Origin of the sequence: Hwangdonia sp., assembly GCF_048381975.1 — a bacterium.
GTDB classification, from domain to species: domain Bacteria; phylum Bacteroidota; class Bacteroidia; order Flavobacteriales; family Flavobacteriaceae; genus Hwangdonia; species Hwangdonia seohaensis.
The window spans coordinates 440,508-459,397 of sequence record NZ_JBLWYT010000001.1 but is presented as its reverse complement, the minus strand read 5'-3'; the positions used below and the strand labels follow the sequence as shown (position 1 = coordinate 459,397).

Here is an 18,890-nt window from a genome sequence, read left to right as displayed (position 1 = left end):
GATTATAATACTTTGAAATATTAAGACTTTCTTTATACTTGCCCCGTGAGCTTGCTTCTTAACAGATTGTAATCCGTTGATTAGCATCAAAATAAGCCAAACTTTTTTTATTGGATTATTTTGTTGAATAAAAAGGCACTTAAATCTGCCGATTTAAGTGCCTAAATATAAGGAATTATTATTTGATTTATTTATCGCCGTATACTTCTTTAACAAACTTTTCGTAACTCAATTCCTTTACTTTTAGGTTTGCTTTTTCTTTATAAAGCGCTAATAATTTTTGACTTATTAATTGTTCTGAAATACGACGTGCCTCATCTTGGTTTCCTAAAACCCTAGCAGCGATATCGTCCAATTCTTTATCTGACGGATTCATTTGACCAAACTGAGCCATTTGCCCTTTTATCATTTCCCTAGCATGATTTTTAATATCATCCATGGTCACTTGAATATTGTTTTCCTCAATCAGCTTGCCTTCAATCAATTGGTATCGCAAGCTTTTTTCAGACTTCTCGTACTCTTCTTTGGCCTGCGCTTCGTCCATTTCTTGCTCACCCGCGGTTTGCATCCATTTGGTTAAAAATTCTGCCGGTAAATCGAATTTTGTGTTTTCAACTAAATATTCGGTAACGTCGTTTAAAAGCTTTTGATCGGCTTGTTGCACAAATTGCTTTTCGGCATCTTCCTTAATTTTTGCTTTTAATTCGGTAACAGAAGTTACGCCTTCTTTTCCAAAAAGCTTGTCGAATAACTCTTGATCCAAATCTGCCAACTCGCGTTTGTTGATTTCTGTAATTGTGAAAGACACCTCAATATCCAAACCATGAACCTCGTCGTGACCTAATTTTAATGCATGCATTAACTCGTGCTCATCATCATAAAGTCCTTTTGTTTTTAAAACAATAACGTCGCCAACTTTTGCGCCAACAAATTGCTTCGCCGTTGCTTTTCCTTTAAATTTATCTAAAGTTAAGGTTACGGTGTTATCAATCTCTTTTTCTTCGTTGGTGTAAGTTCCCGTAATTTCGCTGTCTTTTTCAACCGTATCCTGAGATACCAATTTCCCGTATTGTTTTTGAATACGTTCAATTTGCTCATCAATCATTTTATCATCAGCAATAATATTGTACTGCGTAATGGCTTTTTTGCTTTTTAAGTTAACCTCAAATTCTGGTGCCAGACCTAATTCGAATTCAAAAGAAAACCCTTCAGCATCCCAGTCAATTTCATCTTGTGTTTTTGGTAAGGGCTGCCCAAGAACATCTAACTTTTCTTCAGTTAGATATTTGTTCAAAGCATCTTGTAAAAGCTTGTTTACCTCATCAACCAAAACCGCTTTTCCGTACTGTTTTTTAACCATACCCATAGGCACGTGTCCTTTTCTAAAACCAGGAATATTAGCCGTTTTACGGTAATCCGATAATATTTTTTCTACTTTCTCGCTATAATCTTCTTTAGCAATATCTACTTTTACTACCGCGTTTAACGCATCAACGTTTTCTCTTGTAATGTTCATTTTAAATGATATATAGCCTTTAATCAGGCATTTAACAAAAAGGTTTCTTTTTTTAAAACCTATAATTTATGTAATCAAAATTGGGATGCAAAAATAATATATTTTTACATCCCAACAAAGTTTTTAATGCGTTGAATTACAGCCTATTTTTTATCTTCTTTTAAGATTGAATGCAGGATGGATTCTAAAATTGACAATAGGATACTAAAGAGCAATGCCCACCAAAAACCATCGACCGAAAAACCGTTTACTAAATTACTAGCCAAAAGAATAATTATAGCATTTATAACCAGCAGAAACAACCCTAAGGTTAAGATGGTGGCCGGCAAAGTAAAAATTACCAAAATGGGCTTTACAAGTAAATTTAAAACCGAAAGCACTACGGCCACAATTAAGGCGCCTGTGTAACCATCAACATGTACACCGGAAAGCAAGTGGGCTAAAATAAAAACGGCTACCGCGTTTAAAAGGAGTTTAAGAATAAGATTCATAATTTTATTATTTTAATAAATGTACAAAATCTAAGAAACAAACTGAATTACCGCTTCAAAAAAAGCCTTCGGGTTTTCGGCATGTAACCAATGCCCCGAATTTGCAATGGTAACTATTTTGGCGCTTGGGAAATAATTTGCAATAATGCGCTCATCATCAACACCAATATATTCCGATCGGTCGCCTCGTAAAAACAAGGTGTCTTTTTCAAATCTTGCATAACTTGGAAGCGCTTCGCCAATTTCGGCAACTTCATCTCTTAAAACCTCTAAATTAATACGCAATGACAGTTTGCCTTTTTCAACCCAATACAGATTTTTAAGTAAAAATTGACGAATGCCTAAATTGGAAACATGGTCGCTTAAAACGGTATCGGCTTCGCCCCTGCTTTTTATCACATCAAAATTCAAAGCACTTAAGCCCTCTAAAATGGCTTCGTGGTGAATGGGGTAAAATCGGGGTGAAATATCGGCAACCAATAACTTAGACACCAATTCTGGATATTGTGCCGCAAACAACATGGCTGTTTTTCCGCCCATGGAATGCCCGAGCAGAATAATATCCTTCAAATCGTGTACCTCGCAATAGTGTTTTAAATCGTTGGCCAGGGTTTCATAATTAAATGTGTTGCTCCAAAAACTTCGCCCGTGGTTTCTTTGGTCGACCAAATGCACCTCGAAACCATGTTCGCTAAGGTTATTGCCATGGGTTTTCCAGTTATCGCTCATGCCCAAAAAGCCATGTAGAATAACAAATGGCTGCCCTTCCCCCATAATGTTTGAATGTAAAATATCTTGTTTTGCCACGAATTCACTAGTATTTATCAATTATTTAGTACTTACTGCCTACTTATTTTAATTTGTGCAAATACATCTGTATCACGTTTTCGGCACCTAAATATAAGCTTTCAGAAATAAGCGCGTGCCCAATTGAAACCTCCAACAAATTAGGCATATTATCTTTAAAAAACTCAATGTTTTCCAACGATAAATCGTGACCCGCATTAATGCCCAAGCCCAACTTATTTGCCAATTCCGCACATGCAACATATGGTTTTATGGCGTCTTTATTCCCCAAATCGTATTGATGCGCAAAAGCTTCGGTGTACAGTTCAATCCTATCTGTTCCTGTATTTTTAGCACCTTCAATTTGTTTTAAATCGGGATCTACAAAAATAGATGTTCTTATGCCGTTTTGTTTAAATTCCTTTATAACCTCAACCAAAAAATCTTTGTGTTTAATGGTGTCCCAACCGGCATTGCTGGTTATGGCATCAACTGCATCGGGCACTAAAGTAACTTGCGTAGGCGCCACTTCTAAAACCAAATCTATAAACTTTTTTATGGGATTGCCTTCAATATTATATTCGGTATAAACCTCTGGTTTTAAATCGCGTGCATCTTGATAACGGATATGGCGCTCGTCTGGCCTTGGATGAATGGTTATACCTTCTGCCCCAAAACGCTGAGCATCTTTAGCGAACTGCACCACATTGGGCATATCGCCACCTCGCGAATTTCTTAAAGTTGCTATTTTATTGATATTTACGCTTAACTTTGTCATCTGTCCCTTTTTTACAAGACAAAAATACAAAGTAGAACACCTTTATATACTATTTTTTTGATTAATTTGCATACTTACATAGTCAGGCAATGAAACTTACAGAATACATAATAAACGACATAAAACCTTTAAATAACGATAGCACAATAAGCGATTTACAGCAGTTGTTTAATCAGTTAACCTATTCCCATATTCCGGTTAAAGATGAAAACAACAGGTATTTGGGTAGTTTTTCGGAAACCGATGCACATTGTTTTGAAGGCGGCAAATTACTTAGCGAATACGCTTACGCCCTTGAAGATTTTTACGTTAGGGACACCACCATTTGGTTGGATGTGCTTGAAGCCTTTGCAAAAAACGCCGCTAATATCATGCCGGTTTTAAGCGACAGGAATGTGTATTTGGGGTATTATGAGTTAAATGACGTTATTGGTCTTTTTAACGAAACCCCGTTCTTTTTTGAAGCTGGCGGTATTTTGGTTATTGAAAAAGGTTTAACGGATTATTCGTTTAGCGAAATAAGTCAAATTGTCGAGTCTAACAACGGCAAGCTTTTAGGCGCTTTTGTTTCAAAAATTAAAAATGATGTGGTGCAAATTACGCTGAAAATCAGCAATTCCAGTTTAAACGACATCACCCAAACCTTCCGCAGATACAGCTATAATATCGTTTTTGGACATGAAGGAGATAATTATAACGAAAGCCTCAAAGAGCGATCGGATTATTTAAGAAAATATTTAGACATATAGATTTATGAAAGTTGCTGTTTTTGGACGATTTTACAATGAGCGCACCACCGTTTCGGTTGAAACCCTTTTTAATTATTTATTGAAAAATAATTTAGATGCCTATATTGAAACCGAATTTTTCAACCTTATAAAAAACGAAGAGCCCAACAAAAAAGGCTACACCTCATTTAAAACATTTGATGCCTTAGACACCTCTTTCGATTTGTTGGTAAGTGTTGGTGGCGATGGTACCATTTTGCGAGCCATTACTTTTGTGCAAGATTTAGGCATTCCTATTATAGGCATTAATACCGGCAGATTGGGTTTTTTGGCAACCATACAGGTTGATGGTATTGAAAACGCGATACAAGATATTATTGATGGCAAGTACAAAATATCCGAACGCAGTTTACTTGCCGTTGAAACCACTCCAAAAAACGATACGATCACAACACTTAATTTTGCCTTAAACGAAGTAACCGTTAGCCGAAAAAACACAACCTCAATGATAACGGTTGAAACCCATTTAGATAACGAATATTTAACATCCTATTGGAGTGATGGCCTAATCGTTTCAACGCCAACCGGTTCAACTGGCTACTCTTTAAGTTGCGGCGGCCCCGTAATAACACCGGGCACCAATAGCTTTGTGTTAACGCCCATTGCACCTCATAATTTAAGTGCCCGCCCTTTGGTGGTTCCAGATACCACCGAAATACAACTAAAAGTTGATGGCAGGGAAGAACAGCATTTAGTATCGCTCGATTCCAGAATTGCGACTTTAGATAACGGCACGTTGATTAAAATAAAAAAGGCCTCGTTCAAAATTAAAATGATCGACCTTTTAAATGAAAGCTTTTTAGACACCCTTCGAAAAAAACTGCTTTGGGGCGAAGACAAACGCAATTAAGGCTTGCTAAAAAACAATAATTTATAAGAAAAACTGTTTTACAGAAATACTGTTTACTTCAAATAGTAACAGTCAAATCTTATTTATTATATTTGCAAACTTTTGAACACCAATGAGGTATTTAATCATATTAACATTTAGCATTTTAAGCTTTCAATTAAGCCATTCTCAAATTAACGAAATTGGCGTTTTTGCGGGTGGCAGTAATTTTATTGGAGATGTTGGAGCTACAAACTACATCTCGCCAAACAGCCCTACTTTGGGATTAATTTACAAATGGAATGCGAGTCCGAGACACTCGTGGAGAGCCTCGTTGATATATTCTGATTTAAAGGCCGATGATATAGATTCAGACGACCCAAGGCGCATACAGCGCGGTTATAAATTCGATTCCAATTTATTGGAAATTTCGGCAGGTATAGAGTTTACCTTTTTCGATTTCAATTTGCATACCGGCGAAAAAATTGCGACACCATATATATATTCGGGCATAAGTGTGGCAAAGCATGACAACTATTATTTTTTAAATGGCGTACAAACCCTGGAGAACAGTTCCAGTTGGGCTTTCGGTATACCTATGGCGTTGGGTGCAAAAGCCAATCTTTTTGGCAACATTATTGTAGCTATCGAGGTTGGGGCGCGTTACACGTTTTCTGATGGAATAGATGGTAGCCTCCCAGAAAATCAAGCAAATCAACAATACAGATTTGGCAATATAAACAATAACGATTGGTATGTGTTTTCGGGTGTAACGCTAACCTATACTTTTGGCTTAAACCCTTGCTATTGCCCTACAGATTAAAATGAATTTAAAAGAAAACATACACATTAACAAACTACCAAAACACGTTGCGATTATTATGGATGGCAACGGCCGTTGGGCAAAGCAAAAAGGTATGTTGCGTGCTTTTGGGCATGAAAACGGCACCAAGGCGGTTCGTGAAACGGTTGAAGCTTCAGCTGAATTGGGTATAGAAAACCTAACATTGTACGCGTTTTCAACCGAAAATTGGAACCGCCCAAAACTAGAAGTGCAAACCCTAATGAAGCTGTTGGTATCTTCATTAAAAAAAGAAATAAAAACACTTCAAGACAACAATATTAAACTTTCGGCCATTGGCAATCTTAATACCTTACCTAAAAAAGTCTATAAAGAATTGCATGAGGTTATAAACAGCACAAAAAGCAATAACAGAATGACTTTAACCCTAGCTTTAAGCTATGGCTCTAGGGAAGAAATCCTAAATACTGTTAAAGAGATTAGTATTAAAGTTAAAAATAATATAATTTCGCCCGAAAAAATTGATGAATCGATAATTAATAAGCATCTTTACACGCAAAATTTACCAGATGTAGATTTGCTTATTAGAACCAGTGGCGAACAACGCATAAGCAATTTTTTGCTCTGGCAAATAGCGTACGCAGAGTTGTATTTTACCGATGTACTCTGGCCGGATTTTAAAAAGAAACATTTGTACGAAGCTATTATTGAATATCAAAAAAGAGAACGACGATTTGGGAAAACAAGTGAACAACTTAGCTAATATTTTATCTTTGACAACTTTAAAACACTGTTTATTAGCAATAATAACATTGTGCAGTTTTAGCATTCAAGCACAAGAATTACCATATAGCGATGGTAAAAAATACACCTTAGGAAGCGTTACTGTTTCTGGCAACACCAGTTTTAGCGAGCAAACCATAGTTACTTATTCCGGTTTAAGCAAAGGCAAGGAAATGACTATCCCAGGAGAGGATATTAGCACTGCCATAAAAAAACTTTGGAACTCAAAATTATTTAACGATATAGAAATATACATCACCAAAATTGAAGGCGATGTAGCGCATTTGGAAATTAGGTTGTCGGATTTACCACAGCTTAACGAGTTGAAAATAAACGGCATAAAAAAAGGTAAAAAAGAAGCCATTATTAAAGATGCTGGTTTAAAAAAAGGCACCAAAGTAACCGAAAACCTGATTACAAATACCAAAAACTTCCTTAATAAGAAATATAGAAAAGAAGGTTTTTACAACACCAAAATACTTATAAATACCATTGATGTAAAAGACTCTATAGAAACAGCTAGGGTAAACATGGTGGTAAATATCGACAAAGGCGAAAAAGTTAAGGTTAAGGATATTGTATTTAACGGCAACGACATTTTAAGCGATAAAAAGCTTAGAAAGGCCATGAAAAACACAAAAAAAATTAACCGACTCCGCATCTTAAAACGCTCAAAGTTTGTTGATTCTGCTTATCAAGAAGATTTATCTAAAATCATTGATAAATATAAAGAAAACGGTTATAGAGATGCGCGTATTTTATCGGATAGCTTAATCGTAAACGACGATAACAAAACCGTTTCACTTCATATTAATGTTAATGAAGGCGAGCAATACACCTTTGGCGATATTACCTTTATTGGTAATACGGTATATTCAAACGAGCAATTAAGACGATATTTACGCATTAACAAAGGCGACACCTATAACGGTGTGTTATTACAAGAGCGTATTGCGGACAACTCGAAACCCGATGCCGCAGACATCACAAACCTATATCAAAATAGCGGATATTTATTTTCGTCTATCAATCCCGTTGAAGTCAATGCCGATGGAAATGTTATTGATATGGAAATTAGAATAACAGAAGGAAAACCAGCCTATTTTAATAAAGTATCGGTTGTTGGAAACGACAAAACCAACGACCATGTAATTTACCGTATGTTACGCACACGCCCTGGGCAGCTGTACAGTAAAGAAAACGTGGTGCGTTCGGTACGTGAATTGGGACAATTGGGCTTTTTCGATGCCCAGGAAATCTCGCCAAACTTTAACAACCCAAATCCAGACGAAGGGACCATTGATATGGAGTATTCTGTTAAAGAAACAGGTTCCAGCCAAATAGAACTGCAAGGCGGTTACGGCGGCGGCGGTTTTATTGGTACGCTTGGACTTTCGTTTAACAACTTTTCAATAAAGGACATCTTTAAAAAAGACGCTTATAAACCCATCCCTATGGGCGACGGGCAAAAATTAGCGTTGCGTTTACAGGCCAGTCGTTTTTACCAAACCTATAGTTTCTCGTTTTCAGAGCCTTGGTTGGGTGGTAAAAAACCCGTGCAGTTTTCAACATCGCTATCGCATACCAAACAGTTTTTATACAACCCCATTACACGAAATGCCGATAAAAGCAAGCGTTTCAATATCACGGGGATTTCAGTTGGTTTGGCAAAACGTTTAACCGTTCCAGACGATTATTTTACATTATCGCAAGCCGTAAGTTTTCAGCACTACGATTTACAAAACTACAACACAGGCTTATTTACTTTTGGAAATGGAGACTCAAACAACTTATCATACACCATTGGTTTAAGCAGAAACAACACGCGAATTGATCCTATTTACCCAACGGGTGGTTCAAATTTTTCGGCTACCGCAAAGTTTTCCGTTCCTTATTCGTTGTTTAATGATGTGAACTATAAAGCACTTAAAGAAGAACGCGATGCATTGGAGGTTATAGTGGGCGATTCAACCAGACCTATTGATGAAAGAACCGAAGCCTCAGACAGAGTTGGGGAAATTGACCAAGAGCGTTACAAATGGTTGGAGTTTTATAAAATAAACTTTAAAGCCGATTGGTACGCGGAAATTGTAAAAGACCTTGTATTAAAACCAAGTGCCGAATTTGGATTTTTAGGAGCTTACAACAATGATAGAGGGGTAATTCCTTTTGAGCGTTTCTTTGTTGGTGGCGATGGTTTAGGCAGTTATAGTTTAGATGGAAGAGAATCTATCGCGCTTCGTGGATACCCAAATCAATCGTTATCCGATCAAGATGGTGGCACGATTTACAACAAGTTTTCATTAGAGCTTCGTTACCCAATTACATTAAAAGCATCAGCAAAAATTTATGCATTGGGCTTTTTAGAAGGCGGTGCATCTTATAACAGTTTTAGAGATTACAACCCATTCAGCATTAAACGATCTGCTGGTTTAGGGATTCGTATTTTCATGCCGGCGTTTGGTTTATTAGGGATTGATTTTGGTCATGGATTCGATGCCTTACCAGGGGAAACTGTAAAGAATGGTTGGGAAACGCACTTTATAATAGGACAACAGTTTTAATCATTATTGATATAGTAAAATTTACTTTGGCACGATATTTTCTAATAACAACTAGATGATTTGAGTAAGAATTGAAATTTTTCAGATTAAAATTCGTTAATTTTGAAGATACAATTCAAAAAATGACAGAATTAAAACCAAACCATCATCTGTCTATTTTAGAATTTATAGCCAATAAATTATAAAAATATTAAACAGATGAAACAAACATTGTTGAAAAATTTAAAGTTTGAACAAAATAATATATCTGAGTTGCATGTGTCAAAAAATAGAGGTATTTATAGCCACATGAAATTAAAAGTTCTTTTTTTACTGATAGTAATGTTTACATTAAGCCTGTCGATACATGCACAACGCGGTGTTCGAATTGGTTATATAGACACCGAGTATATTTTAGAAAACGTTCCGGAATACCAAGAAGCCATGGCACAATTAGATGAAAAGGCTCAGAAATGGAATTCTGAAATTCAAGCTAAATTGAGTGCAGTTGAACAAAAACGAAAGGATTTAAGCAACGAAAAAGCACTTTTAACAAAGACACTTATTGATGAACGCGATGAAGATATAACTTTTGAGGAACAAGAAATATTAGATTACCAACAAAAGCGTTTTGGGCCAAATGGCGATTTAATGATTCAGAAAAAGCAATTGATGCAGCCCATACAAGATCAAATTTTTGCCGCAGTGCAAGATTTGGCCGGAAGCAGAAAGTACGATTTTATATTCGATAAATCTGCTGATGTTGTGATGCTGTATTCGGCAAAACAATTCGATTTAAGCGAACAGATTTTAAGAAGCATCAAAAGAGCATCAAAACGCAAACAAGTACAAACCAAAGCCGAACGAAAAGCAGTTGAGGGCGAAGAGGTTGTACCAGAGGTTAATTTAGAATTGGAAGAGCGCGAAAAGGCGTTAGAAGAAAAAAAGGCAGCCAGGGAAAGTGCCGTTGAAAAAGCAAGACAAGAAAAATTAGCGGCTCGCGAAGCTAAGGTAAAAGCTGCCGCCGAAAGACGCCAAAAAATATTGGACGATCGTGCTAAAGCGAAGCAAGCTAAACTAGATGCAAAAAACAAAACAACAGGCGCTGAAACGGGTAAATCCGCTGATGAAAACACAACCGGAGAAACCAAAACAAAAGCACAACTAATTGAAGAAAACAGACAAAAGAAACTAAAAGAAAGAGAAGCAAGGAAAAAAGCACTTGAGGATAGAAAGAAAAAAATATTGGAAGAACGCCAAAAAACAAAAGACAGTATAAACAATAATTAACAAAACAATTTATAACACATTAATACTTTAATACTTTTTAAAAATGAAACAATTTAAAACTATTTTATTAGCAACGGCATTATGTATAGGAACAGTTAGTTTTACACAAGCTCAAAGTAAAGTTGCCCATATAAACACACAGGATTTAATTACTGCTATGCCAGAAATGAAAGCAGCACAAACACAACTTGAAACACTTGGTAAAACATACCAAACAGATATTCAAAATATGGCTACCGAATTTCAAAACAAGGTAAAGCAATACGATGCTGAAGCTTCTTCAAAAACCCAAGAAGAGAATACTAAAAGAGCTCAAGAAGTACAAACTATGGAGCAAAATATCCGTCAGTTTCAAGGGCAAGCACAACAAGATTTACAAACCAAAGAAATGGAGCTTTTAAAGCCTATTACGGAAAAAGCCAAAACAGCTATTTTAAAAGTAGCGAGAGCTCAAGGTTTTGATTATGTTTTAGATTCTGCACAAGGGGTTATGATTATGGCAGATGGCAAAAACCTGCTTGACGATGTAAAAAAAGAATTAGGTATTTAAACTACCCTTAATTAAATAATTTAAAAGCTGCCTTAAACAAGGTGGCTTTTTTATTTTTATTACCTAAATTTATGGGCTTATGAGTAAACTCCCTATTGGTATTTTCGATTCTGGTGTTGGCGGCACATCTATATGGAAAGAAATTCATTCTCTTTTACCTAACGAAAACACGATTTATTTGGCCGATAGCATCAATGCGCCCTATGGTCCAAAAGGAAAAGAAGCCATTATTAAGCTGAGCATAAAAAACACCGAATACTTACTGAGCAAAAACTGTAAACTTATTGTTGTTGCTTGTAACACCGCAACCACCAATGCCATTGACTATTTACGCAAAACCTATAATGTGCCATTTATCGGCATTGAACCTGCCATAAAACCGGCGGCTTTACAAACCAAAACCAATGCGATTGGGATTTTAGCTACCAAAGGTACTTTAAGCAGTACGTTATTCTCGAAAACCTCGGGATTATTTGCCAGCAATATTAATGTAGTTGAACAAGTTGGAGAAGGTATTGTAGAACTTATTGAAAGCGGAAAATTACATTCTGAGGAAATGCGAACCTTACTGAAACTGTATTTACAACCCATGCTGGATGCCCACATTGATTACTTGGTTTTAGGCTGTACGCATTACCCCTATTTAATGCCTTTGCTTATTGATTTGTTACCAAGTCATGTGAAAATTATAGATTCGGGAGAAGCTGTGGCGCGACAAACCAAAGCTGTTTTAGAAAAACATAATTTGCTTAACACTCAAACTTTAAATATTAAAAACGGGTTTTTCACCAATGGAAATCCTGAAGTGATGCAATCGCTTTTAGATGGAAAATACCAGGTGGATTATCTGGATTTTTAATTGGAATGCCATTATGAGGAGTGCAACGACGTGATAATCTCATAATCGATTGACAGGTTACCACAGAAAATTAGAAATGTTCTTCACAATGACGTATTATTTTGCGTTAGGGATTGAGGCATACTTCGACTCCGCTCAGTACAGGTTTGTTGGAGCTCGCCGACACAGGAGGAAGCGACTGCAGAAATATTTATATTCACGAATTTCATTAATTTGAAATAAAGACCAATGGGTAAAGCCCGACCACTTGCCCTGAGCGCAGTCGAAGGGTTGTGGTAACGCCCAACTTCTCAATAGTTCTGCTGAGCTTGTCGAAGTACAACCCCAATAAAAAAACCAGAATCACTCGAAGGAAGATTACTTTTTAAACCAACCCGAATACTTAATATAATTATTGGCAATACGGTCTATTTCGCCCGAAATGAGTTCTTGGCTAATATCCTTTACTTTTTTTGCCGGAACCCCAGCGTAAATACTGCCCGCTTCTACCCTTGTGTTTTGCGTAACCACGGCTCCTGCCGCAATAATGCTGTTGCTTTCTACGATGCAATCGTCCATGATTATACTGCCCATGCCCACCAAAACATTGTCGTGAATGGTGCAACCGTGTACGATGGCATTGTGACCAATGGACACGTTGTTGCCAATGTTTGTGGGCGATTTTTGAAAAGTAGCGTGTATCACCGCGCCGTCTTGTACATTGACTTTATTGCCCATTTTTATGTAATGTACATCGCCGCGAATTACGGCACTAAACCATACGCTGCATTGGTTGCCCATTTCGACATCGCCGACAATGGTAGCGTTTTCGGCGATATAACAATCGTTTGGGATTTGTGGATGTTTTCCGTTTACTGGTTTTATTATTGGCATCACTTGAATTGATTATTTTCTATTGATTATTGACTATTTAAAATACGATAACAAAGCTGATTTTTTTGATGCTGAAACCATAATTTCCTTGCCGTTGCTAAGTATTACGCTTCCGCCTTTGCCTTTCATATATTTTACCACTTCGTTTACATTGACCAAATGCGATTTGTGCACACGGGCAAAACCACTATCCTTTAAAATATCTTCAAAATATTTAAGTGTTTTACTTACCACTTTCTTTTTATTCGTATTAAGGTAGATTTCGGTGTAGTTATCGTCGGCTTTACAATACAGAATATCGGAGGTGTTAATAACCTCGAAACCGTTTTGCTGTGGAATGGTTATTTTACCGTTAACCGTATTTGTTTTTGGAACCAATACTTGGTTTTGGAGTGCCTCTTCCTTGGTTTTTATTTCGGTAACGTAATCGACGGCTTTAATGAGCTCGTCGATAGAAATTGGTTTCATTAAATAATAGGAGGCGTGGGCATTTAAAGCGTCTATCGCATAATGATTGTACGCGGTTACAAATACGGTTTCAAAATTGATATCGCCTACTTTATCGAGCAAATCGAAGGCGTTGCCATAGGGCATTTCCACATCGAGAAACACCAAATCCAAATCGTTGTTTCTAATTAACACCAAGGCTTCTTCAACATTTTCTGCTTCGCCCAAAACCGTAACGTTTGGGCAGTATTTTTTTAGGTAATTCTTTAGAATTTGTCTGCTGGTCTCTTCGTCTTCGACTATGATTGAGGTTAGTTTCATGTTGGTATTCCTTATTGTCTATTTGTATTATTTCTTTAAGCAGTTGTTCGTTAAAATCAAAACTACTTTTGTTGATGGTTTACAAAACGATAATGTTTTAGCTTTAGGTAAATAATCCACTTTTAATAAATCGAAATCTTTTTTATTTATAGTATTAACAATTAAATAATCTTCTACTGGAACTCCATCAATTATCCATAATATTTCTTCCAAATCTTCGTTTTCAATTTTAATATAAGATGTAAGTTCTTGAAAACTATTAATATTAAGAGTCATTTTATCTTTCACATTTTCCAAACATAATTTCTTTTCTTTTGCGGCTTTGCATGATGTAATCAAAAAAGCTAATAAGACTAAAAATGCTCTTGAATTCATAATCAATCTTTTTTTAATGTTACAATTACTTTGGTCCCTTTGTCTTCTTTATTTTGAAAATCGTCAATAAAAACATCGACTTTATCTTTGTACATAGCATTCAAAATCGATACGCGTTTTTTAATGTTTCCCATGCCTTTTGAGTTTTGCTTTTGCTGGTTTTCGGTTTTTAAGGCTTTCGACTTTTCTCTTCCAATGCCATCATCGGTAATGGTAATTTTTATTTCATCAGCTTTATTTTGAGTAATTTCTATATTTAAATGCCCTTTTGTTTTCTTATACCGTAACCCGTGCCAAACGGCATTTTCAATATAGGGTTGCAAGAGCATGGGCGGAATTACAAAATCGCTGCCGTTAATATTTTTATCGACCGTTATGTTGTAATCAAATTTATCTTTAAATCTAAAATGCTCCAATTTGGTGTAAAGTTCCAAAAGCTCGATTTCTTTTTCCAAGGGAATAAAATCTTCTTCGCTATTCTCCAAAACGGCTCGCATTAACAATGAAAAATCCGATAGATATTTGTTTGCCGTCCGTTCATCATTTGACGCGATAAAACTATTTACCGAATTTAAAGCGTTGAAAATAAAGTGCGGATTCATTTGGCTGCGCAAGGTTTTTAATGCCAACAAATTGTTTGCCAATCGCTGTTGCTTAATGTATTTAAACATTAAAAATGCCGTAACCAACAGCAATAAAACACCGCCGATTAAAGAGTAAATAATGAGTTTTTGTGTGCGCGCCTGCTGGATATTAAGTTGGTATTTACTTTCTGAAAGTGCTCTATCGCTTTCTAAACTTAAAATCCGGTTTTGTTTGCTAACAATGTCTTTGCTAAATCGGGCGGCCTGCGAAATTTCCTGTTCTTTTTTTGAGTACACTTTGTCCACCAAATCCACATACTTTTGGTAGGCAACAAGGGCTTTATCAAACTCGCCGGCATCACGTAACACTTCAGACAATTTTCTGGTGGCATCTTTTTGAACGATTAAATCTTCTTTATCATCGGCTTCCTCAATACTTTTTTCAAGATAGGTTATGGCTTGACCAAAATCCTTTTGCAAAGCATAGGCATTACCAATTTTATAGTTTTGTTTTTGGGGCGTTAAGGCGCTTTCATTATCGAAAACCGAATCGCTTTCTATTTCGTTTATGGCTTCCAAGGCTTCCTTTCGCAATTCAATTTCGCTGGAATAATCGCTTAAATTATTCTGAAAATCGGCGACTTTAATTTTCTCTTCAACGCCCCTTTTTTTGTTTTGGGTTTTAGCCAGTTTTAACGATTCGTTAAAGTAGCCCTTTGCTTTTTGCGATTCTCCTTTGGCATCATAAACCTGTGCTATTTTAGAATTTAAGTCGGTCACCTTCGGGGTTATCAAATGCTTTTGTGCCACCTTTAAACCCTCGGTATAAGCATCAATTGCCGCGTCAAAGGTTTTGGTGTTTTGGTGCACATCGCCAACGCCTTCATAAAGCACAACCAATTGCCAATTAGAGAGCTCGGTTTTATCGATATCGTTGTAAGTAGCCAGACTTTCTTGATAATTTTTATTGAGCTGATAGGCTTTTGCCAGTTTAATTTTAACGGTATTGGTCGCCCTGTTTTGAATGCTTATTCGGTAATTTGAAACGGCTAAATCGTACTGTTTCCAATGCATATACACATCGCCCAAAACCTCGTAAGCTTCGCTATTTTCTTTAACCGATTTGCTGTCTTTTAAAGCATCAGATACAAACTGAATACTCTTTTTGGCATCCTTTTTTAAATACACTTCGGCAGAATCAATAAGCGATTTAAAAACCTGGGTAGCAGCTCTCGATTTAAAAAGTTCACTTTCATATTCGTCCATTTTATTGGGCTGAACCTCAACTTTAATGCGCTCGCTACTCTTAATAATATAGTAAACGGTTTCAAAATCTTTATGCCTTACAATCAGCTCGTCGCCTTTTTTGGCTTCAATTCTAAACTCGCCAAAGGCATCGGTTGTAGTGTATGCGCCACCACTAACCTCGATATTTACATTGGGTATTGGGTTGTTGGTATCGCTTTCAACTACAGAACCACGCACCGCAAATCGCTTTTCTGTACTTATAACATCGTTTCGTTCCTGCGCTAGCATAAAACCCGCGCTAAAAACAAGGCACAAAAAAGGAATGTATTTCACTAATAACTTCATGGGTTACTTTATAATAGATAAACTTACGCACTTTCTTTGTTATAATAAAATGAGGATTTTAAAATGCCCCTGGTTTTTAATATGGAAAGGAAGCGTTTACGCATTCAAAGGTTTCGTTCGCTCATTTTACATGCCGTTTTACTCATTCTGCTTTTTTTAAGAAGAAAGTTGCTTTTAGTTTTACGCTAATCAAAAAGCCCAAAATGGGCATTTCGAAAAACCTTCATTAAATCAAAAAACAATAGTATTATGAAAACTTATTTAAAAACATTCCTTTTTAGCATCGCGCTAATTGGTTTTACGGCCTGCAATGCAAACAGCAAAAAAACAAACACAGATTTCGCACAAGTAACAGGGCACAAACCCAGTAAACAGTACATTAAAGTAGCGCTTTTGCTAGATACGAGCAATAGTATGGACGGTTTAATAGACCAAGCCAAAGCACAACTTTGGGATATTGTAAACGAATTATCGTACGCCAAATGCGGCAACAATAAACCCGATTTACAGATTGCCTTATACGAATACGGCAACGACCGATTAAATAGCGACGAAGGTTATATCCGGCAGGTTTTAGGCTTTAGCGAAGACCTTGACGAGATTTCAAAAGAGCTGTTTTCGTTAACCACAAATGGTGGCGAAGAATATTGCGGACAAGTCATTCAAACGTCGTTAAACCAATTAAAATGGGGCGATAATCCAGACGATTTAAAACTTATTTTTATCGCAGGAAACGAGCCTTTTACTCAAGGAAAAACAAACTACAAAGACGCTTCGACTAACGCAAAAGAAAAAGATGTGACCATTAACACCATTTTTTGTGGCGATTACCGACAAGGTATTTCAACGTCTTGGAAAGATGGCGCAAGTTTAACAAATGGCGATTATATGGCCATAAACCAAAACAATGCTACGGTGCATATTGCATCGCCTTATGATGATGAAATTTTAATTTTAAATCAAAAACTGAACAAAACCTATGTGATTTACGGTCAGGCCGGAAGACAAAAAATAGCGCTCCAGGCGGAACAAGATACCAATGCAGGGTTATACAGTAAAGCCAATGCAGTAAGCAGAACGGTAAGTAAAAGTTCGCATTTATACAAAAACAAATCTTGGGATTTGGTGGATGCTGAAGAAGAAAAGGACTTTAATTATGATGATATAAAAGAAAGCCAATTACCAGAAGTTTTAAAGGGGAAATCGGAAACCCAAATTAAAGCTTACGTTGCTAAAAAGCGCATTGAGCGCGAGAATATTCAAAAGCAAATTCAAGAATTAAACAACAAGCGTAAACTCTATATTTTAGATCATAAAAAAGAAAACTCAAACGGATTGGAAAATGCCATGACCAAAGCGATTAAAGAACAAGCCAAAAGAAAAAAGTATACTTGGGATTAAAAACCAAAAACTTGTCATTACGCAGGAGGTATGACTGAAGTAATCTTATAAATTCAAACTTGTTGTGTTAAAATAAGTCGATTAGATTAAACAGATTGCCACGTCGTACCTCTTCGCAATGACAGCTATTACTTCAAAAAATTTAATTTACAGCAGGACATCTACATTCGTAGCGTTTTCTTTTACAAGCAAAATTAAACCCTAAGGTTAATTGATGAAAACCACCACTTGTAAATACTACCGAATTGTTTTGATAAGTATAGGTGTAAGCAAACATAAATTGCTTGTAATCGATGCCTAAAATGGGTGTAAACTGTTGTAATTTTTGGCTTTTAACCGTGTTATTGTTAATTAAATATTCCGCACCATCAAAGCTTTGTCGGTACGATAAGCCAGCCCAAACTTTACCAAAATCCATGTCTTTATAGACTTTTCCGTTTACATCGATTGAAGCTTCTTTTGTGCCATCTTTATACTGAAACATTATGGAAGGTTCGTAACTCCATGAGCTTCCTAATTTTCCAAATACACCTCCAACGGAAAGCAAGTAGCGTCTTAAGTTACTCGTAATTTCAACATCGTTATTTACACCGGCATTTTTCAATACATTTTTAACGGTGGCATGCGCGTAGTAATCCAAAAAATGATATGAGAACCCTAAATCGATATTAAAATTGGTTTCGTTTTGCACAATACCATCAATTATGGCATCTGGTCCGTCAAACAAAAAACTGGTTTCGTCTAGTTTATACTGTATAAAACCCGCGCTTATACCAAAAGAAAGCATATTTAAATCTACTTCGTTTCTTGAAAACAACAAGTGGTGCGCATAAGTGGCATAGGCTCCCGACTGGGAATGGTACCCGTTTTTATCGGTATATAAAATACCACCAATTGCAGATGGTGTATCGCCAATTCTTCCATTTAAGCTTAAAGTGGTAAGCCTTGGCGCATCTTCGTGCCCAAACCATTGCTGGCGCGAGGTTAACCTAACCTTTGAGCAATTGGCAATTCCTGCCATGGATGGATGGATGAGGTAATAATTATCGGTTAAATAATCTGTATATATTGGTAAACCTTCTTGCGACGTAGCCGTGTGAGCAAATAATACGCCGATAGCTATCATAAAGATATTCTTCAATTTCATAATTTTTTTTACCAAGTAGGTTTTTGGGTTTATTACAAACGTTTTAATTTTTAAAAAATTACATCTAAAAATAAAATACACTAAACTCAAATATATGCATATCTTGGTTTTCTTTTAGTATTTTTGTAAAAAAT

The 18,890-nt window shown here is 36.4% G+C and carries 18 protein-coding genes; 9 read left to right on the top strand and 9 right to left on the bottom strand.

Going from position 1 to position 18,890, the window contains the following annotated elements:
• Window positions 1–187 precede the first annotated feature (187 nt).
• From tig to ACN5J7_RS01985, 4 genes are all read right to left on the bottom strand, one after another.
• On the bottom strand, window positions 188–1,516 hold the full coding sequence (gene tig, locus ACN5J7_RS02000) for a trigger factor (RefSeq protein ID WP_418602445.1): 1,329 nt from the start codon (window positions 1,514–1,516) through the stop codon (window positions 188–190).
• 143 nt (window positions 1,517–1,659) lie between these two features.
• Window positions 1,660–2,007, bottom strand: coding sequence for a phage holin family protein (locus tag ACN5J7_RS01995; protein WP_418602444.1), 348 nt, complete (start codon window positions 2,005–2,007; stop codon window positions 1,660–1,662).
• Between the two features lie 30 nt (window positions 2,008–2,037).
• Window positions 2,038–2,781, bottom strand: coding sequence for an alpha/beta fold hydrolase (locus tag ACN5J7_RS01990; protein WP_418602830.1), 744 nt, complete (start codon window positions 2,779–2,781; stop codon window positions 2,038–2,040).
• A gap of 76 nt (window positions 2,782–2,857) precedes the next feature.
• On the bottom strand, window positions 2,858–3,571 hold the full coding sequence (locus tag ACN5J7_RS01985) for a pyridoxine 5'-phosphate synthase (protein WP_418602443.1): 714 nt from the start codon (window positions 3,569–3,571) through the stop codon (window positions 2,858–2,860).
• A gap of 89 nt (window positions 3,572–3,660) precedes the next feature.
• Here ACN5J7_RS01985 and ACN5J7_RS01980 point away from each other — a divergent pair, with 89 nt between their 5' ends.
• The 8 genes from ACN5J7_RS01980 (at window position 3,661) to murI (ending at window position 12,015) form a co-directional block, all read left to right on the top strand.
• Window positions 3,661–4,320: a CBS domain-containing protein gene (locus ACN5J7_RS01980; protein WP_311937337.1), complete on the top strand. Its 660-nt coding sequence runs from the start codon at window positions 3,661–3,663 to the stop codon at window positions 4,318–4,320.
• A 4-nt stretch (window positions 4,321–4,324) separates the two neighbouring features.
• The gene (locus ACN5J7_RS01975) at window positions 4,325–5,209 is read left to right on the top strand and encodes an NAD kinase (RefSeq protein WP_418602442.1); all 885 of its coding nucleotides are present in this window, start codon (window positions 4,325–4,327) and stop codon (window positions 5,207–5,209) included.
• A 112-nt stretch (window positions 5,210–5,321) separates the two neighbouring features.
• Window positions 5,322–6,011 (top strand): DUF6089 family protein, encoded by a 690-nt coding sequence (locus tag ACN5J7_RS01970; RefSeq protein WP_418602441.1) that lies wholly within the window; start codon window positions 5,322–5,324, stop codon window positions 6,009–6,011.
• A 1-nt stretch (window position 6,012) separates the two neighbouring features.
• A complete protein-coding gene (locus ACN5J7_RS01965; protein WP_418602440.1) occupies window positions 6,013–6,753 on the top strand; it encodes an isoprenyl transferase in 741 nt (246 codons plus the stop codon).
• Window positions 6,725–9,337: a BamA/OMP85 family outer membrane protein gene (locus ACN5J7_RS01960; protein ID WP_418602829.1), complete on the top strand. Its 2,613-nt coding sequence runs from the start codon at window positions 6,725–6,727 to the stop codon at window positions 9,335–9,337. The genes ACN5J7_RS01965 and ACN5J7_RS01960 overlap by 29 nt, the downstream gene beginning before the upstream one ends.
• A 198-nt stretch (window positions 9,338–9,535) precedes the next feature.
• Window positions 9,536–10,606: an OmpH family outer membrane protein gene (locus ACN5J7_RS01955; protein ID WP_418602439.1), complete on the top strand. Its 1,071-nt coding sequence runs from the start codon at window positions 9,536–9,538 to the stop codon at window positions 10,604–10,606.
• 43 nt (window positions 10,607–10,649) lie between these two features.
• Entirely contained in the window at window positions 10,650–11,156 is a 507-nt protein-coding gene (locus ACN5J7_RS01950) for an OmpH family outer membrane protein (RefSeq protein WP_418602438.1), read from the top strand.
• Between the two features lie 79 nt (window positions 11,157–11,235).
• Window positions 11,236–12,015: a glutamate racemase gene (murI, locus tag ACN5J7_RS01945; RefSeq protein WP_418602437.1), complete on the top strand. Its 780-nt coding sequence runs from the start codon at window positions 11,236–11,238 to the stop codon at window positions 12,013–12,015.
• A 357-nt stretch (window positions 12,016–12,372) separates the two neighbouring features.
• Here murI and ACN5J7_RS01940 read toward each other — a convergent pair whose 3' ends face one another.
• Genes ACN5J7_RS01940 through ACN5J7_RS01925 form a run of 4 tightly spaced genes read right to left on the bottom strand, consistent with a single transcriptional unit; the run spans window position 12,373 to window position 16,208 of the window.
• Complete coding sequence (locus ACN5J7_RS01940; protein WP_418602436.1) at window positions 12,373–12,888, bottom strand: gamma carbonic anhydrase family protein; 516 nt, start codon at window positions 12,886–12,888, stop codon at window positions 12,373–12,375.
• A gap of 33 nt (window positions 12,889–12,921) precedes the next feature.
• Window positions 12,922–13,656 carry a LytTR family DNA-binding domain-containing protein gene (locus ACN5J7_RS01935; RefSeq protein WP_311937312.1) on the bottom strand — a complete coding sequence of 245 codons (735 nt, stop codon included), beginning with the start codon at window positions 13,654–13,656 and terminating at the stop codon, window positions 12,922–12,924.
• A gap of 27 nt (window positions 13,657–13,683) precedes the next feature.
• On the bottom strand, window positions 13,684–14,031 hold the full coding sequence (locus ACN5J7_RS01930; RefSeq protein WP_418602435.1) for a hypothetical protein: 348 nt from the start codon (window positions 14,029–14,031) through the stop codon (window positions 13,684–13,686).
• A gap of 2 nt (window positions 14,032–14,033) precedes the next feature.
• A complete protein-coding gene (locus ACN5J7_RS01925; protein WP_418602434.1) occupies window positions 14,034–16,208 on the bottom strand; it encodes a histidine kinase in 2,175 nt (724 codons plus the stop codon).
• Window positions 16,209–16,457: 249 nt separating this feature from the next.
• Between ACN5J7_RS01925 and ACN5J7_RS01920 the strand changes: the two genes are divergently transcribed.
• Window positions 16,458–17,609, top strand: a complete 1,152-nt coding sequence (locus tag ACN5J7_RS01920; RefSeq protein ID WP_418602433.1) for a vWA domain-containing protein — start codon at window positions 16,458–16,460, stop codon at window positions 17,607–17,609.
• 142 nt (window positions 17,610–17,751) lie between these two features.
• On the opposite strand, the gene ACN5J7_RS01915 is transcribed toward ACN5J7_RS01920, so the two are convergent.
• Window positions 17,752–18,756: a type IX secretion system membrane protein PorP/SprF gene (locus ACN5J7_RS01915; RefSeq protein ID WP_311937301.1), complete on the bottom strand. Its 1,005-nt coding sequence runs from the start codon at window positions 18,754–18,756 to the stop codon at window positions 17,752–17,754.
• Window positions 18,757–18,890 lie beyond the last annotated feature (134 nt).

Excerpts from the sequence above, each read along its gene's own strand:
- ACN5J7_RS01975 (WP_418602442.1), top strand. The coding sequence starts at position 4,325 with ATGAAAGTTGCTGTTTTTGGACGATTTTACAATGAGCGCACCACCGTT.
- ACN5J7_RS01950 (WP_418602438.1), top strand. The coding sequence starts at position 10,650 with ATGAAACAATTTAAAACTATTTTATTAGCAACGGCATTATGTATAGGA.
- ACN5J7_RS01995 (WP_418602444.1), bottom strand. The coding sequence starts at position 2,007 with ATGAATCTTATTCTTAAACTCCTTTTAAACGCGGTAGCCGTTTTTATT.
- ACN5J7_RS01970 (WP_418602441.1), top strand. The coding sequence starts at position 5,322 with ATGAGGTATTTAATCATATTAACATTTAGCATTTTAAGCTTTCAATTA.
- ACN5J7_RS01930 (WP_418602435.1), bottom strand. The coding sequence starts at position 14,031 with ATGAATTCAAGAGCATTTTTAGTCTTATTAGCTTTTTTGATTACATCA.
- ACN5J7_RS01985 (WP_418602443.1), bottom strand. The coding sequence starts at position 3,571 with ATGACAAAGTTAAGCGTAAATATCAATAAAATAGCAACTTTAAGAAAT.
- ACN5J7_RS01980 (WP_311937337.1), top strand. The coding sequence starts at position 3,661 with ATGAAACTTACAGAATACATAATAAACGACATAAAACCTTTAAATAAC.
- murI (WP_418602437.1), top strand. The coding sequence starts at position 11,236 with ATGAGTAAACTCCCTATTGGTATTTTCGATTCTGGTGTTGGCGGCACA.
- tig (WP_418602445.1), bottom strand. The coding sequence starts at position 1,516 with ATGAACATTACAAGAGAAAACGTTGATGCGTTAAACGCGGTAGTAAAA.
- ACN5J7_RS01935 (WP_311937312.1), bottom strand. The coding sequence starts at position 13,656 with ATGAAACTAACCTCAATCATAGTCGAAGACGAAGAGACCAGCAGACAA.
- ACN5J7_RS01925 (WP_418602434.1), bottom strand. The coding sequence starts at position 16,208 with ATGAAGTTATTAGTGAAATACATTCCTTTTTTGTGCCTTGTTTTTAGC.
- ACN5J7_RS01940 (WP_418602436.1), bottom strand. The coding sequence starts at position 12,888 with ATGCCAATAATAAAACCAGTAAACGGAAAACATCCACAAATCCCAAAC.
- ACN5J7_RS01955 (WP_418602439.1), top strand. The coding sequence starts at position 9,536 with ATGAAACAAACATTGTTGAAAAATTTAAAGTTTGAACAAAATAATATA.
- ACN5J7_RS01965 (WP_418602440.1), top strand. The coding sequence starts at position 6,013 with ATGAATTTAAAAGAAAACATACACATTAACAAACTACCAAAACACGTT.
- ACN5J7_RS01990 (WP_418602830.1), bottom strand. The coding sequence starts at position 2,781 with ATGGGGGAAGGGCAGCCATTTGTTATTCTACATGGCTTTTTGGGCATG.
- ACN5J7_RS01915 (WP_311937301.1), bottom strand. The coding sequence starts at position 18,756 with ATGAAATTGAAGAATATCTTTATGATAGCTATCGGCGTATTATTTGCT.
- ACN5J7_RS01920 (WP_418602433.1), top strand. The coding sequence starts at position 16,458 with ATGAAAACTTATTTAAAAACATTCCTTTTTAGCATCGCGCTAATTGGT.